This is a genomic window from uncultured Psychromonas sp. (genome assembly GCF_947489755.1).
In the GTDB taxonomy this organism is placed as follows: domain Bacteria; phylum Pseudomonadota; class Gammaproteobacteria; order Enterobacterales; family Psychromonadaceae; genus Psychromonas.
The window spans coordinates 107537-122237 of the sequence record NZ_CANLFB010000002.1; the positions used below are offsets into that span (position 1 = coordinate 107537).

Genomic DNA, 14701 nt, shown 5'->3' on the forward strand with positions numbered 1-14701 from the left:
CATGGCTAGTATTGATAAGCATTCTTACGCACATATGTTCGGACCAACAGTTGGCGATCGTGTTCGTTTAGCGGATACCGACTTATGGATTGAAGTCGAAAAAGATTTTACTGAATACGGTGAAGAAGTGACTTTTGGTGGCGGTAAAGTGATTCGAGATGGCATGGGACAAAGCCAAGCTGCTTGTTCTGAAACCGTTGATCTTGTGATCACTAATGCCTTGATCCTTGATCATTGGGGCATAGTAAAAGCCGATGTGGGCATTAAAGACGGTCGCATAGCGATTATTGGTAAAGCGGGTAATCCTGATATCCAAGATAATATTGATATCGAAATTGGTGCTGGCACAGAAGTCATTGCAGGCGAAGGCCAAATATTAACGGCTGGTGGCATAGATGCGCATATTCACTTTATTTGCCCGCAGCAGATTGAAGAAGCACAAATGTCAGGTGTGACGACCATGATTGGTGGTGGTACTGGTCCTGCAACAGGCACTAAAGCAACAACTTGTACACCCGGTCCTTGGAATATTCATAAAATGTTGCAGTCAACTAATGACTTTGCCATGAACTTTGGCTTTTTAGGCAAAGGTAATGTGAGTTTGCCAAAAGCGATTGAAGAACAAATTGAAGCGGGTGTGTGCGGTTTAAAATTACATGAAGACTGGGGCACAACCCCAGCCGCTATTGATAACTGTTTGTCAGTGGCTGAACGATATGATGTACAAGTTGCGATTCATACGGACACTTTAAATGAGTCAGGTTTTTTAGAAGATACATTGGGCGCATTTAAAGGACGTACTATTCATACTTACCACACTGAAGGTGCTGGTGGCGGTCATTCACCGGATATTATTCGTGCTTGTGGTGAGCCAAATGTGCTGCCTTCATCAACTAACCCAACACGTCCATACACAGTGAATACCATTGACGAACATTTAGATATGTTAATGGTATGCCATCATCTCAACCCGTCTATTCCTGAAGATGTGGCCTTTGCTGATTCTCGTATTCGTAAAGAAAGTATCGCGGCAGAGGACATCATGCATGACTTAGGGGCAATCAGTATGATTTCGTCTGACTCACAAGCGATGGGACGTGTTGGTGAAATGATCACGCGTACTTGGCAAACTGCGCATAAAATGAAACAACAACGTGGTCCATTAGCGCCAGATACAGACCGTAATGATAATTTCCGTGCTAAGCGTTATATCGCTAAATACACGATTAACCCAGCAATAAGTCATGGTATTAGCCATGAAGTCGGCTCTATTGAAATAGGTAAAATGGCTGATTTAGTGTTATGGAAACCAGCATTTTTTGGTATTAAACCGTCGATGATTTTGAAATCTGGTTTTATTGCGGCAGCACCAATGGGTGACGCGAATGCCTCTATCCCAACGCCGCAGCCTGTTTATTATCGTCCTATGTTTGGTTCATTTGGTAGCGCGGCTGCGCAAACGTCAATGACCTTCTTATCGCAAGCAGCAGTTGATAAAAATGTTCCTGAAATCGCAGGCATGACGCGCTTAGTGGGTGTGTGTAAAAACACGCGAAATATCGGTAAAAAAGACATGATTCATAACGATTGGATGCCAAATATTGAAGTAGATCCACAAACCTATGAAGTACGTGCAAACGGTGAGTTATTAACTTGTGAGCCTGCGACAGAGTTACCTCTTGCACAGCGATACTGCTTATTCTAACTTTTTACTGCGTAGGAGAACTTTAGTCTGCATTGTCTGCACTTTTATTTGAATCACATATGAAACATATGCTCATAAAATAAAAGTTTGACGGCTTTGCCTAAAGCCCTCCTACTGTGTAAAAAGAGTAAGTAGATTAAAAGTTATTTCATTGGTTTTAGCGAAAAAGAAAAAGAGATAAACAATGTTACAAGTATTTGAAAGGTTGGATCATACACATGATCCAATAAATGATTCGATTACCTTAGATCATGACACGCGTAAGAAGTCGCGTATCAAAGGCGTAACAGATAAAGGCGCTGATATTGGGATCTTTGTAGAACGTGGGCATCCTTTGCTAGTCGGTGAAATATTAAAAACAGAATGTGGATTATTGATTGAAGTAAAAGGGCAGGCTGAAGCTGTTTCAACTGCGTTTGGCACAGATTGGTTAACCTTCAGCAAAGTCTGCTATCACTTAGGAAATCGCCATACGACCTTACAAGTCGGTGAGTTATGGGTGCGTTTTAAACCTGACCATGTGCTAGAAGAGCTTGCTGAAAACTATGGATTAACAATCGATAAAACACCTGCCGTTTTTGCGCCTGAAAATGGGGCTTATGGTAAGCGTAGTGGGCATTCACATAGCCATTCTCATGAACATTCAGAGCATAACCATTCAGAGCACAGCCATGAACATTAATATGGCCAGTCCGGTTAAGCTTAATCGATTACTGCAGCTATGTAGTGCAAACCTACCTGTCGGCGGTTTTTCATTTTCGCAAGGGCTGGAATATGCAACTGAGATGGAGTGGGTTAATAACCAAAAAACGACCTTTGATTGGATTGAGTTAAACCTCAATGAATCTATCGCTCGTACTGATTTAGCATTATTGAAACGACTTTATCAGGCCCTAGAAAACAATGATTTTGAACGTTTTAAGTTGCATAACCAACATTTAATTGCGTGTCGTGAAAGCAGCGAGCTACGTCTTGCGGATGTTGCAATGGGTAAAGCTTTGATTCGTTTATTAAAGCAATTAGATAATGTGGATAGCGATTCTTATAGTGAATTATTTACACAATCCGATAGTAGTTTTGTCAGTGTATTTGCGATTGCCGCTTACCTTTTCGAGTTAGATTTAATATCAGCGCAAAGTGGTTATTGCTGGACGTATCTCGATAACCAAGTAGCGGCAGCCACTAAATTAGTACCATTAGGGCAAACTCAAGCACAAAATTTACTGTTTGAATTAAGCGATAAAGTGCAAGGCGCTATTAGTATTGCGAATCAGATTGAAGATGATGATATTGGAGCGAGTCTACCTCGATTAGCAATGGCGAGTGCTTGGCATGAAACACAATATACGCGGTTATTCCGCTCTTAAAGTAATAGGGTAGAGTTAAACCGTTATCGGCTTTACATGTATAAAAACTATTTAAGCACTATTTAAGAAATATGAGAGAAATACAATGAGAAAAAAACAATTATTACGTATTGGTGTCGGTGGCCCAGTGGGGTCAGGCAAAACGGCTCTATTAAGCCAATTATGTTTAGCATTACGCGATAAATATGAAATGGCCGTTGTCACTAACGATATCTATACACATGAAGATGCGCAATTTTTAACACGCAACGATGCGTTATCGGCAGATAGAATTATGGGAGTTGAAACAGGAGGCTGTCCGCACACTGCTATCCGTGAGGATGCCTCAATGAACCTAGCAGCCATTGATGAATTGCATGAACGTCACCCTGACTTAGACTTTGTATTAGTGGAAAGTGGTGGCGATAACTTAAGTGCTACCTTTAGCCCTGAATTATCCGATTTAACTTTATACGTGATTGATGTGTCTGCAGGTGATAAAATTCCACGTAAGGGTGGCCCTGGGATCACTAAGTCTGATTTGTTGATTATTAATAAAATCGATGTTGCTGATTTGGTTGGTGCGTCATTGGAAGTAATGGATCGAGACGCGAAGAAGATGCGTGGTGACAAACCATTTATTTTCAGTAACATGAAAACACAGCAAGGGTTAGCTGAGATCATCGAGTTTATTGAAACACAAGGTATGCTCAAGTAAGCCTATTTATATAATATTATGTTGGAAAGGAATAACCATGAAATTTTTTACTTTAATTTTTACCTTGTTACTAAGCACGCAAGCTTTTGCTCATACTGACCATGCACTAGGCGAAGGCGCAATACATTTACTTTACCATGCTGTTTTCTGGGGATTATTTGCTGTTGTTGCAGTAAAAGGTGTGCTTTATTTCAAAAATAAGAAAAAGTCTAAGCAATAAAAACATTGTTTAATTAGTTTTTTATTGACGAGGTAATGTAGTCATTCTTGATATTACCTCGTCTATTTACAGATAAGTTGTTTTTACTTCCTACTCCTACTCCTACTTTCTACTTTGTGCGCTTTTAGTCTCTGCTCGGCTTTTAGTATCCACTCATTTACGCTTATTGCGTTTCCTTAAACCACCCACAATCAGTGCATTTTCTACCATGTTTACAAAAAAATAGCGGAAATCCTAAGAATATAAATACAATGAAAGCTGGCTTTTTACCTTTGGTGTAGTTGATGAAGTTAGTACTTTGGCATTGAGCGCAGATCTCTAATTTTTCTTCGAAAGCAGCATCAACATCTTCTGAAAAGTTTAATGCTAAGATAGCCTTTGCTTCAGTTTCAAACTCCTCTGGTACGTATAACTTAACACCACCTAGTGCATCGGAATAAAGCCATTGCATATTAATCGTGTGCTCATCAGTTATATGAACAGGAATAGCCTCGCTCTCTAAACTTGCTTTAGCGATATGTGCATCTAAAGGAAATGAATATTTCGAGATGGCTATAAACCGATTAATAACTCTCTATGACTTTATGAATAGTGGGATGACTCTCTTAGTTGAAATAGTTAGGGAATAAATCAACTTATATAAATCGATTATATCTGATTTTTAATGATTTTTATCTTAATGATCTATTGACTTAATCTAGGAATTCTATAGTATTGAACTCAGCAGAAATAAAGCCTATTGTTTACATTCTCCATTACGTTGTCTTATTAATAATACCTCGTCTGAAGTTTTTAAGTTCCAGTCTAATTTTACGCTATTCAAGCCTATTGAAGGCAATTTTTATTAAATTTTACAGGATATTATTATGTCTAAAGTTCAAGGTACGGTTAAGTGGTTTAACGAGTCTAAAGGTTTTGGTTTCATCGAGCAAGCGTCTGGTCCAGACGTATTCGCACACTTCAGTGCAATTGCAAGCGAAGGTTTCAAAACTTTAGCTGAAGGCCAAAAAGTAGAATTCACTGTAAGCCAAGGTCCTAAAGGCCCGCAAGCAGAAAATATCGTAGCTCTATAAGCTATGATATTTTAGTGTTTTAAAGCACTAATAATTCTAAGAGAATGGTGAATCTGAAAAGATTCGCCATTTTTTTTGCTTTAAAAAAGTAAAAGTAAAGATCTTCATAGCAATCACTGCTAACAGTTTAAACTAAATTCTGAATATATTGAGGTAGGGCTTTTGGCTTTATCAATGACAATAAATAGCTGACCTATTTTACTGGTTAAAACAATCCACTTGTTCGCTATCATTTTTGTAAATCTTCATTAGTACCAATCACACTCATTAATTGATCTATTTTACTCTTAGATTAAAATAACTTATTTCTTCGTTATGCACTTCAGAGTTGAACCTGCCTTTTCTGAGCAAAATTCAAAGCGCATACTTAAACTAATTACAATAAGTCGCTAATCTATTTTACTGACTAAAAAATCACTCCTTCGTTATAAAGTTCACAAAGAGAAAGATTGTTTGCCTTCATTAATTATTTAAGTTTAATTATTTTTCTACGAAAAAATTTTAAAGCTAAGATTTAGTATAATTGTTATTAATAGTTAACCTCAGTTGTGGATAAGCAAAACGATACAACACCGCTATTTCCAACACCGTTATTTCCGCGGATTTATGCGTTAAATTATTTATTAATAACCTGCTATTGAGAGATAATTCAGCTGTAACTATGAAAAACTAATTGCCCTGTATAGTCAAAAAAAATAAATAGCCAAAAAATATAATCTTATGATTTCAAATATAATTTCGATTTATTAAAGAGAATTGAGGCTAGTTAGTGCTAGGCTGGTTGTAGTTTCTGTGTGTGAATGATCGTGAAATGCAAAATTTACTAGGCTTATAGAGGGGGAGAGCTCATAGAGCTTAAAGGTTTGGTTGCTTGGAAGGTTTAGTTGGTATTAATCGTGCCACTTAGTAAGCAGCACATTTAATCTCGCACCTTAATGGTAGTGCGAGTTTTATCAATATTGAATCGTGATAAGTCTTTCTGAGAAAGGTAATAAGGTTAGAGGGGACCTTATTTTATTTACATATATAAAAATATTTATTCAGCACTGATATTGTCTATTCAGCCTGATTGTTAACCGAGCGGGGCTATTCTGCTCTCGTTAAAAGCGTTGATATACTTCTACTATTTTTCTGATGTATCTTTCTGTTCATTTACTTGTTGCTGATCTTCGTCTTTGTTCTGTTGGAACCAAAATCTTTTTCTACCTGTAGAGCGAGCCATATATTTCCTTATGGAGTTAATACCAATTACCTAAAATAGAATGTCTAATGTTCGGTGTTGGTAATGTCCGTTGTAACCGTCATATTATTATGCGGTATTTTAGTAACGGAATAGTTATTAAATATTATTGTGCAAAAATTGCATGCGCTGAAGTTGGAATTATTGAATGGTTTGAGAAGTTAAAGATAATACTAAGGACAACGGTAACGATGTAACTGAGGATAACTTGGACTTTATTTGACATTAATAACTCTGAATTTCCAGAGCGAAGTACATAGTAATGGATTGCTTTTTAAATAGCTAGTTTTATTTGTATTAATTTCAAACAATGTTTTTATAAAAAAGATATTTAATTGTTAACCTTGATTTTGATGAGACCATTTTTTGCTAGTGAAATCTTTAATGTTAGTAATAGGCTGATGGTGAGAGAGATGCTTAACATGATTAACATAGCGATAAATATAAGCAGTTGATACTTGATTGCTACCATTGGCGTTACACCACCCAGTATTTGTCCTGTCATCATCCCTGGTAAAGAAACAATTCCCGTTGTGGCGATTGTTGCTAAAATTGGCGCTTGTGCTTTTTTTAATGATTGCTGTAAGAAAGGGAAAGCAGCTTGATAAGGAGAAGCACCTAATGCAAGTGCACCTTCATATTCATCTTGTTGTTGGTTAAAGGCATTAAATAAGTTTTGTAATGCCACTATGTTTGCACTCAAACTATTCCCTAATAACATACCCGCTAATGGAATCATATATTGAGTGCTATACCAAGGAGTCGGTTGGATAATAAATAAGGATAAGACTAATAAAATAGGTAGCACTGCACAGCTAAGTGCAATGCTATTCGCAATAAATAAATAGCGATTGTTTAACCCACTTTTAGTGATAATACTGTAACTACCCACGGTGATCATGATGATTAACCAGCCGGTATTTAATAGGATGCTATCGAGTTTGAATATATATTCGAGGTAAAGGCCAACGAGCAGTAGTTGTAAGACCAGACGTACTAATGCAATAAAGGTACTTTTATTAATACTGAGTTTGAAATAAGCGTTAATTGTAATAGGGATAAAAAGTAATAAACTAAATAGCCCGAGCTGTAACCAACTAATGTCGATACTTGTTTGCATATTGAATGCATTACCTTATCAAGGTGGGTTTATCGAACAGTCGCTTAATCTTAAACGACTGTCGTGTTAGTTATTATTGATCTTCCAGCGGCAACCAATCTACGGTCACGCCTGATTGAGTAAACATCTCTTCACTGAGTTTAATTTTGTCTCCCCAACGCGATAAAAAGTCTTCGCTTTGTGCTGGACAATGCACTGCTTTAATTCCTGTTTGGATAATTTTTGCTGCGCAGTTAGGACATGGAAAATGCGTCACCCAAATTTCACATCCACTTAAATCTCGTTTTGCATAAAGTATTGCATTTTCTTCTGCATGTAAGGTTTTGAGTAATTTTATTTCGCGATTATCCGTTTCAGCACTATCTGAAATTCCTTGCGGGTAACCATTAAAGCCTAGTGAAACAATGCGATTATGTTCGGTGATCACTGCGCCGACTTGCGTCGACGGATCTTTACTCCATGATGCAACAAGCTCTGCCATTTGAATGAATCGTAAAGACCATTTAGAAATCATATGCAATTTAACCTTTTATCATTAGTGCGTTGATGTGTCGCATTGCTTTGTCTTGCTCTGCTATGTGTTGATCAGTGTTTTATGCATTGTCGCATAAGCTCTGTTACGTTTTTGCTACTAGCTAACCTAACGTCGTGAGTTTGATGTTAAGTTTTTCTTAACAACTAATTAAATTCTTTCGAATATATTTAATCTTAGTGTTTTTATATTATCTAATCATCAAAATGAGGAGGTAATATATGATAGCTGATATTAGCAAAATACAATTTAATAAACACTTTATTATATTTAGTGTATTAGCTACTTTATGTTTATTTCCTGTTATCTCTTCTCCTATTGCATTAGTACTTGGGTTTACTGTTGCGACCCTTGGTTTAGTCCCTTCACAAATCGATATTGGTCAGCTGACTAAAAAGTTATTAGCATTATCAATTGTTGGTTTAGGATTTGGTATCAATGTAGAACAAGCGATTGAAGCTAGCTCTGCCAATATTGGTTTAATTATAGGATCTATTTTTAGTACGTTATTAATAGGTATGTTATTAACTAAGTTATTTAAGATCGATGCTAAGACAGGGCACTTAGTCGCTTCTGGTACGGCTATTTGTGGTGGTAGTGCTATTGCAGCTGTCGCGCCGGCTATTCAAGCTAATAACGAGCAAACTTCACATGCTTTAGCCACAGTGTTTATTCTTAATAGTATCGCTTTATTCGTATTTCCATTAGTTGGGCATGCATTAGAGATGAGCCAATATAATTTTGGTTTATGGAGTGCGATTGCTATCCATGATACTTCTTCTGTTGTAGGCGCCGCTTCTGCTTACGGTGATGAAGCGCTACAAATTGCGACAACAGTAAAATTAGCAAGAGCTTTATGGATAATCCCAGTCGCTTTTATTAGTGCACTTATTTTCAAAGGTGATAGCAAAAAGATTACTGTGCCGATGTTTATTATCTATTATTGTGTGGCGATTGCAGTGGCACATTTTTTACCGCAGTTTGATGGTTTATACCAAAACCTATTTTTTGCTAGTAAACGTTTGCTTGTGCTTTGCTTATTTTTAATTGGTTGTGGAATTACGATAAAAACCATTAAAAGTGCAGGTTACAAACCGATGTTATTAGGTATTTTATTATGGGTAACGGTAGCAACAGTCGTTCTGGCTTATATTCAATTTAACCCGTCATAATATGTCTAGACACTGACTAGGATTCATTTTATGCTAGCCCTAATTATTATTTAGGGTACTAGGATCATGACAAAAATAGAAAAAAGCAACGATAAACAAAATAACGAACTAAAGCCAGAATCAGGCTTGAGTAGCTTAGAGCGTCGCTTTTATGAAATTCGCAATAATAAAGTTTTTGAACTGTTTGTTATTGGGATTATCATTTTCTCTGCTTTAATGATTGGTGCAAACAGTTACGAAGTTTCCTCTACAACACTACAGTTTTTATCGGTATTAGATATTGCCATTACGGTTATATTTTTAGTCGAAATTATTATTCGTTTTATTGGAGAACCCAATAAAAAACGTTTCTTCCATAATGCTTGGAATATCTTTGACACCTTCATTGTTCTGGTTAGTTTGATTCCTATCGAAGATAGTGAGTTGGCTATATTAGGTCGATTAGTGCGTATCTTCCGTGTGTTACGTATGGTGTCTATTATCCCTGAACTGCGTATTCTTATTAACTCTTTGATTAAAGCCTTGCCACAATTAGGTTATGTGATGTTACTAATGTTCATCATATTTTATATTTACGCGGCTATCGGCACGACTTTCTTTGCTAACATTAATCCTACTTTATGGGGCGATATTGCGGTTAGTTTATTAACATTATTTCGGGTCATGACTTTTGAGGATTGGACTGATGTTATGTACGAAACGATGGCGGTTTATCCATTATCGTGGAGCTTCTATCTGAGCTTTATCTTCTTTACTGCTTTTGCTTTCTTGAATATGGTGATTGGTATTGTAGTGAATGTATTAGAACAAGAACGTCAGTTAGAAGCTGATATAGAAAATAAAGTGTCTGAACAACCTACATTACTTGAATTGAAAGAGGAACTTGCTGAAATAAAGGCATTATTGAAAAAGCAGTAAGTTAGTGTCATCAGTAGCGATAAAAACAGTAGAAAAATTAGAAACAGCGTTTATTAATGTACGCTGTTTCTAATTGGTTATTCGTGCGGTGATTGATCATTTTTCTGTGTGCTGACAAAATAAAATAACAATGAAAAAGCCAGTAAAGAAAAAGCAGCGGCAATAATACCATGGCTTAAAATAGCGACGATGATCGATAAGATCACCAAGGTAATGATAAGTTGTGTTTTAAACATAAATACTTCTATCAGTTGTGTTAAATGCTGTTGTTAGTAGGTTGCTTACGTATGCCGCTTTAGACAAAATTTTAATCTATCGCTTAGCGAACAGCTTCTATTATTCACAAACTGAGTGAAAAACGATAATACAAAATTGTTCTAACTAATATCAATCTGCTGTAATTAATCTGCATTATTAGTTTTCTATTACTTATTTCCACAACGAATCTATCTACATCATTGAGTGTCATTCTTAGTGAATGATAAAATAGGGTAAACATGAAAAAAACTGACAAAAAAATTGATAATAAGTTACGCGTCGCATTAACTGAAGTATGTGATATCGCGTTAGATACTATTCCTGGTTATCAATGGATCACGCATACGGTGAAATACGATGCCTTTCCGGCTTCTTTGCAAATTAGTTGCGGATTTGTTTCAGCAGAGGCTATCGACCTGTTACAGCGCGAACAACAGGATGTGGAGTTAAAAAAATTGATCTTTAAAAAACTAGCGGTAGTGGACATTAATTTAAAAGATGTGAATAAACAGGTGAAGTTTGTTGTTGCTAAATAATCTTGTTTGAGTCGTTTTATAAAAGTTGTCAGACCTTGTTGCTTGGATATGATGGCTGAGTAATTTGGCTTGAATAGTGTTGTTAAGTTTTGGGATTAGTAAATCGTAGGGTTAGGCGCTATCTGGTGAGAACTTGCTATCAATAAAGTAAGTCACTAGCTCAGTGCGTAAATAACACAAAGAGCTAGTGTTAAGGATTAATTAGCCTTTATAGATTTTTGGATTAAACACATCACGTAACCAATCCCCTAATAAGTTGATTACTAATACTAGACTGATTAAAACAATCCCTGGGAAGATAGTTATCCACCATGCGCCCGAGAAAATGTATTTAAAGCCGATACTGATCAGTGCGCCTAGCGAAGGCTGGTCTACTGGTAAACCTAGCCCTAGGAACGATAATGCAGCTTCTGACATAATCGCATTAGCGACTTGTACTGTTGAAATCACTAAAATCGGTGATAAACAGTTAGGTAGAATATGACGGAACATAATACGCATCGATCTAAACCCCATTACCTGCGCGGCTTCAACATATTCCTTTTTCTTTTCAGCTAATACCGAGGCGCGGATAGTACGTGCGTATTGAGGCCATTCAGCGACGCCAATAATTACTACCAACATAATAACAGCGTAATCAGAAAAGAACTCAGCACCAAAGCTGGCTTTAAAAATAGCGGTGATAATGATCGCGACCATCATCGTTGAAAATGATAATTGCACATCGGCAAAGCGCATTAAGAAACTATCAATACGACCACCGAAATAACCAGCAGATAAACCAATGACAATACCCAATACTAACTGCACTGCAACGGCCAGAAAGCCAATGGTTAGCGATAGTCTTGAACCATACAAAATGGTCGATAAGATATCGCGACCTTGGTCATCTGTCCCGAGTAAAAATCGAGATTCACCACCCTCTAACCATGATGGTGGTAATTCAGAGTCCATTAAGTCAATTGACATTAAATCATAAGGATTCGTTGGTGCGATAATTGGAGCAAATAATGCCGCAATCAAGAAAGTTAAAAACAATGCAAAGCTGAACATCGCCACTTTGTCGCGTTTAAAGTGATAAATAAAGTCAGAGTTTTTTAATTGCTTCCATCGTGATGGCGCAGTATTTTGTTGAGTTACACTATTCATTTTATGCACCTTTACCAGTGATGTTAACGGTTGGGTTGACTACGCCGTATAACAAATCAACGATAGTATTTGTGACTACAAAAAGAAGCCCAACAAAAATGATATAAGCGGTAATTAATGGGGTATCAACTCGATTAATCGCTTCTAAAAATAAGAAGCCTGTTCCAGGCCACTGGAATACCGTCTCCGTTAATATGGTATAAGCCACCATAGTACCAATCTGAACACCACCTACCGTTAGTACAGGTAACATGGTATTTTTAAGGGCATGTTTATAATAGATTTTATTCGTTGCTAAGCCTTTTGCTGTAGCAAATTTCACATACTCAGAGCTTAATGCTTCTAACATTTCAGAGCGCACTAAACGGATAAATAGCGGCAGCATAATAGAGGCGAGTGAGATACACGGTAAGACTAAATGTAATAATCCATCTTTGGTTAAGTAACCCGTTTCCCAGCCAAGTACAGAGAGTGTTTCTCCGCGTCCGTAGGAGGGTAACCACTGTAATTCAATGGCAAATACGTACATTAAAATAATAGCTGTTAAAAAAACCGGAATCGAAATACCGATACTACTCAATGTCATGATCAGCTTTGTCCATAAGCTCTTGGGGTGAATAGCGGAATAAACGCCAAGGGGAATGGAGGTCACTATAATTATTAGTGTCGCACCGAATACTAGCTCCATGGTCGCTTGTAATTTATCTAAAATAACGTCGACGGCAGGGCGTTTAAAGAAATAAGAGTTACCTAAATCTCCTTGTACTGCACTGGTAATAAATCGACTGTATTTTGTAATGTAAGAATCATTTAAACCAAGATCATCACGTAAAACTTGTCTTTCTGCTTCTGATACGGATTGGCCTACCATTTCTCGAAGTGGATCGCCTAGGTTATCTTGTATTGCAAATGCGACTAGGCTGATCACAAACATTACGATTAATGCCTGGAAAAGTCGCTGGACCAAAAAGGTAAACATCAGTTGTTTCCTATAAATTAATTAACGGCCCAGAATTTGGACCGTTTTATTTTGATTAATATTGATTGAACAGAGGTTGTTTATGTAGAGGCTTTTATCTAGTGACCTCTACATTTAACCGTCTTTATTGAACAAATTTTACTTAACAACTCTTATTTAACAACTAAGTCACCAAGGTATGGGAAGTTCAATGCATTTACGATAGGTGAAACGTTTAGGTTAGATTTTGCACCCCAAGCAAGATTCTGCCAATGTAGAGGAACAAATGCTGCATCGTTATAAAGTATTTGTTCAACTTCTTTTAACATTGCAGAACGTTTTGCAGGATCGGTTTCTGCATTCGCAGAGTTAACTAAGTTATCTACTTTAGGGTTTGAGTAATGGCCACAGTTGTAAGCACCTTTACCTGTTTCAGCATCACGTGTCATGGTTAAGAACTCAGAGAAGTTTGCTGAATCTTCTGTATCTGAATGCCAACCAATCATCATCATATCTGCCGAACATTTATCAAACTCTGGCCAGTATTGCGCTTTAGGCATGGTTTTTAAGTCAACAGTAATACCAATTTTTGCTAACATTGATGCCGCTGCTTGAGCAATTTGAGCATCGTTAACGTAACGGTTATTAGGTGCCATCATTGATAATTTAAAGCCTTTCTCGTAACCGGCTTCTTTCATCAATTGTTTTGCTTTTTTCAAGTCGTAACGTGGTACTAAACTTGCGTCGTAACCCGCGTAACCTTCAGGGCCTTGTTGGCCAGCCGTTGTTGCGAAACCTTTCATTATTTTTTTAACAATAGCATCATTGTTGATTGCGTAAACAATGGCTTGGCGAACGCGTACATCTTTTAATGCTTCGTTTGAACTTTGGTTCATTTGCATTGTAATGATACGTGTACCTGCAACTGTCGTTAGCTCGATGTTTTTAGTATCGGTAACACGTTTTTGGTCGTTCGGTGCCACTGGATGAATTAAATCAACATCGCCAGACAGTAGAGCAGCAACACGTGTTGCATTTTCTTTGATAGGCACCAATGTTAATTTATCAACGTTACCCGGTGAGTTTGTGTCCCAGTAATCGTCAAAGCGATCAAACACAACTTTTACGCCTTGTTCACGTGATTCAATAGTGAATGGACCTGTACCCGATACATGTGTTGAAGCAAATGAATTACCATGTTTGATGATAATTGATTTATCTGCACCATCAGCTTCACCTGAATAGAATTTGCTGTCCATTGGGAAAAGGTAAGTCGCAGTCTGTAGTACTAATGGGTACGGTTTAAACGACACTAATTCAACAGTGTAATCATCAATTTTAACCAGCTTTTCATACGGTGAAAATACTGCTTTAAAGTCGGCTGATGTTTTAAGACGGTTGAATGTCCAAACAACGTCATCTGCTGTTAGCTTATTACCTGAATGAAACGTAACACCTTTACGCAGCGTAAAACGGAAAGTATTTTCATCTACACGTTCCCACTTTTCAGCTAGACGTGGTTCAAAATCAAATTCTTTAGTAAAACGCACTAACGGATCAAATAACATGTGTGACATCTGTAACACACCGCCAGAAAGTTGTTCATGCGGATCTAAGGTTACAGGGTCTGAATCATAAGCAATGGTAATGTCAGCAGCAGTGGCTGAAAAACTTAAGCCTGTCGCTAGTAATGCAATAGCTAACTTTGATTTTAAAAATTTCATTTATAACTCCTTTTATGAAAAATAATGGTCGA

At 37.1% G+C, this 14701-nt stretch carries 16 protein-coding genes; 9 read left to right on the top strand and 7 right to left on the bottom strand.

Annotated elements, in window-relative coordinates; all coding sequences use genetic code 11:
• Position 1 precedes the first annotated feature (1 nt).
• The 5 genes from ureC to Q0794_RS01685 all read left to right on the top strand — a co-directional run bounded on the left by ureC (position 2) and on the right by Q0794_RS01685 (position 3989).
• Entirely contained in the window at positions 2–1705 is a 1704-nt protein-coding gene (gene ureC, locus Q0794_RS01665) for an urease subunit alpha (protein WP_298939713.1), read from the top strand.
• Positions 1706–1889: 184 nt separating this feature from the next.
• Entirely contained in the window at positions 1890–2387 is a 498-nt protein-coding gene (gene ureE, locus Q0794_RS01670) for an urease accessory protein UreE (RefSeq protein ID WP_298939715.1), read from the top strand.
• On the top strand, positions 2377–3072 hold the full coding sequence (locus tag Q0794_RS01675) for an urease accessory UreF family protein (protein WP_298939717.1): 696 nt from the start codon (positions 2377–2379) through the stop codon (positions 3070–3072). Before ureE ends, Q0794_RS01675 begins: the two co-directional genes overlap by 11 nt.
• Before the next feature lie 85 nt (positions 3073–3157).
• Positions 3158–3769 (top strand): urease accessory protein UreG, encoded by a 612-nt coding sequence (ureG, locus tag Q0794_RS01680; protein ID WP_298939719.1) that lies wholly within the window; start codon positions 3158–3160, stop codon positions 3767–3769.
• A 37-nt stretch (positions 3770–3806) separates the two neighbouring features.
• A complete protein-coding gene (locus Q0794_RS01685) occupies positions 3807–3989 on the top strand; it encodes a hypothetical protein (protein ID WP_025566131.1) in 183 nt (60 codons plus the stop codon).
• 163 nt (positions 3990–4152) lie between these two features.
• On the opposite strand, the gene Q0794_RS01690 is transcribed toward Q0794_RS01685, so the two are convergent.
• On the bottom strand, positions 4153–4557 hold the full coding sequence (locus Q0794_RS01690; protein ID WP_366522487.1) for a DUF2007 domain-containing protein: 405 nt from the start codon (positions 4555–4557) through the stop codon (positions 4153–4155).
• A gap of 298 nt (positions 4558–4855) precedes the next feature.
• Between Q0794_RS01690 and Q0794_RS01695 the strand changes: the two genes are divergently transcribed.
• Positions 4856–5062 carry a cold-shock protein gene (locus Q0794_RS01695; protein WP_025566132.1) on the top strand — a complete coding sequence of 69 codons (207 nt, stop codon included), beginning with the start codon at positions 4856–4858 and terminating at the stop codon, positions 5060–5062.
• Positions 5063–6633: 1571 nt separating this feature from the next.
• Here the strand turns inward: Q0794_RS01695 and Q0794_RS01700 are convergent.
• The gene (locus Q0794_RS01700; RefSeq protein ID WP_298939727.1) at positions 6634–7422 is read right to left on the bottom strand and encodes an ABC transporter permease; all 789 of its coding nucleotides are present in this window, start codon (positions 7420–7422) and stop codon (positions 6634–6636) included.
• 73 nt (positions 7423–7495) lie between these two features.
• Complete coding sequence (locus Q0794_RS01705) at positions 7496–7936, bottom strand: cytidine/deoxycytidylate deaminase family protein (protein ID WP_298939728.1); 441 nt, start codon at positions 7934–7936, stop codon at positions 7496–7498.
• A gap of 239 nt (positions 7937–8175) precedes the next feature.
• Here Q0794_RS01705 and Q0794_RS01710 point away from each other — a divergent pair, with 239 nt between their 5' ends.
• Together Q0794_RS01710 and Q0794_RS01715 are read left to right on the top strand one after the other, a co-directional pair.
• The gene (locus Q0794_RS01710; protein WP_298939729.1) at positions 8176–9126 is read left to right on the top strand and encodes a putative sulfate exporter family transporter; all 951 of its coding nucleotides are present in this window, start codon (positions 8176–8178) and stop codon (positions 9124–9126) included.
• Positions 9127–9192: 66 nt separating this feature from the next.
• The gene (locus Q0794_RS01715; RefSeq protein ID WP_298939730.1) at positions 9193–10044 is read left to right on the top strand and encodes an ion transporter; all 852 of its coding nucleotides are present in this window, start codon (positions 9193–9195) and stop codon (positions 10042–10044) included.
• 77 nt (positions 10045–10121) lie between these two features.
• On the opposite strand, the gene Q0794_RS01720 is transcribed toward Q0794_RS01715, so the two are convergent.
• The gene (locus tag Q0794_RS01720; protein WP_298939731.1) at positions 10122–10280 is read right to left on the bottom strand and encodes a hypothetical protein; all 159 of its coding nucleotides are present in this window, start codon (positions 10278–10280) and stop codon (positions 10122–10124) included.
• Between the two features lie 261 nt (positions 10281–10541).
• Between Q0794_RS01720 and Q0794_RS01725 the strand changes: the two genes are divergently transcribed.
• Positions 10542–10838 carry a Fis family transcriptional regulator gene (locus Q0794_RS01725; RefSeq protein WP_298939732.1) on the top strand — a complete coding sequence of 99 codons (297 nt, stop codon included), beginning with the start codon at positions 10542–10544 and terminating at the stop codon, positions 10836–10838.
• 201 nt (positions 10839–11039) lie between these two features.
• Here the strand turns inward: Q0794_RS01725 and Q0794_RS01730 are convergent, their stop codons facing one another.
• The 3 genes from Q0794_RS01730 to Q0794_RS01740 all read right to left on the bottom strand — a co-directional run bounded on the left by Q0794_RS01730 (position 11040) and on the right by Q0794_RS01740 (position 14669).
• Positions 11040–11987, bottom strand: a complete 948-nt coding sequence (locus tag Q0794_RS01730) for an ABC transporter permease (protein WP_298939733.1) — start codon at positions 11985–11987, stop codon at positions 11040–11042.
• A 1-nt stretch (position 11988) separates the two neighbouring features.
• Positions 11989–12966: an ABC transporter permease gene (locus Q0794_RS01735; RefSeq protein WP_298939734.1), complete on the bottom strand. Its 978-nt coding sequence runs from the start codon at positions 12964–12966 to the stop codon at positions 11989–11991.
• 152 nt (positions 12967–13118) lie between these two features.
• Positions 13119–14669, bottom strand: coding sequence for an ABC transporter substrate-binding protein (locus Q0794_RS01740; RefSeq protein WP_298939735.1), 1551 nt, complete (start codon positions 14667–14669; stop codon positions 13119–13121).
• Positions 14670–14701 lie beyond the last annotated feature (32 nt).

Excerpts from the sequence above, each read along its gene's own strand:
- ureC (WP_298939713.1), top strand. The coding sequence starts at position 2 with ATGGCTAGTATTGATAAGCATTCTTACGCACATATGTTCGGACCAACA.
- ureE (WP_298939715.1), top strand. The coding sequence starts at position 1,890 with ATGTTACAAGTATTTGAAAGGTTGGATCATACACATGATCCAATAAAT.
- Q0794_RS01675 (WP_298939717.1), top strand. The coding sequence starts at position 2,377 with ATGAACATTAATATGGCCAGTCCGGTTAAGCTTAATCGATTACTGCAG.
- ureG (WP_298939719.1), top strand. The coding sequence starts at position 3,158 with ATGAGAAAAAAACAATTATTACGTATTGGTGTCGGTGGCCCAGTGGGG.
- Q0794_RS01685 (WP_025566131.1), top strand. The coding sequence starts at position 3,807 with ATGAAATTTTTTACTTTAATTTTTACCTTGTTACTAAGCACGCAAGCT.
- Q0794_RS01695 (WP_025566132.1), top strand. The coding sequence starts at position 4,856 with ATGTCTAAAGTTCAAGGTACGGTTAAGTGGTTTAACGAGTCTAAAGGT.
- Q0794_RS01700 (WP_298939727.1), bottom strand. The coding sequence starts at position 7,422 with ATGCAAACAAGTATCGACATTAGTTGGTTACAGCTCGGGCTATTTAGT.
- Q0794_RS01705 (WP_298939728.1), bottom strand. The coding sequence starts at position 7,936 with ATGATTTCTAAATGGTCTTTACGATTCATTCAAATGGCAGAGCTTGTT.
- Q0794_RS01710 (WP_298939729.1), top strand. The coding sequence starts at position 8,176 with ATGATAGCTGATATTAGCAAAATACAATTTAATAAACACTTTATTATA.
- Q0794_RS01715 (WP_298939730.1), top strand. The coding sequence starts at position 9,193 with ATGACAAAAATAGAAAAAAGCAACGATAAACAAAATAACGAACTAAAG.
- Q0794_RS01720 (WP_298939731.1), bottom strand. The coding sequence starts at position 10,280 with ATGTTTAAAACACAACTTATCATTACCTTGGTGATCTTATCGATCATC.
- Q0794_RS01725 (WP_298939732.1), top strand. The coding sequence starts at position 10,542 with ATGAAAAAAACTGACAAAAAAATTGATAATAAGTTACGCGTCGCATTA.
- Q0794_RS01730 (WP_298939733.1), bottom strand. The coding sequence starts at position 11,987 with ATGAATAGTGTAACTCAACAAAATACTGCGCCATCACGATGGAAGCAA.
- Q0794_RS01735 (WP_298939734.1), bottom strand. The coding sequence starts at position 12,966 with ATGTTTACCTTTTTGGTCCAGCGACTTTTCCAGGCATTAATCGTAATG.
- Q0794_RS01740 (WP_298939735.1), bottom strand. The coding sequence starts at position 14,669 with ATGAAATTTTTAAAATCAAAGTTAGCTATTGCATTACTAGCGACAGGC.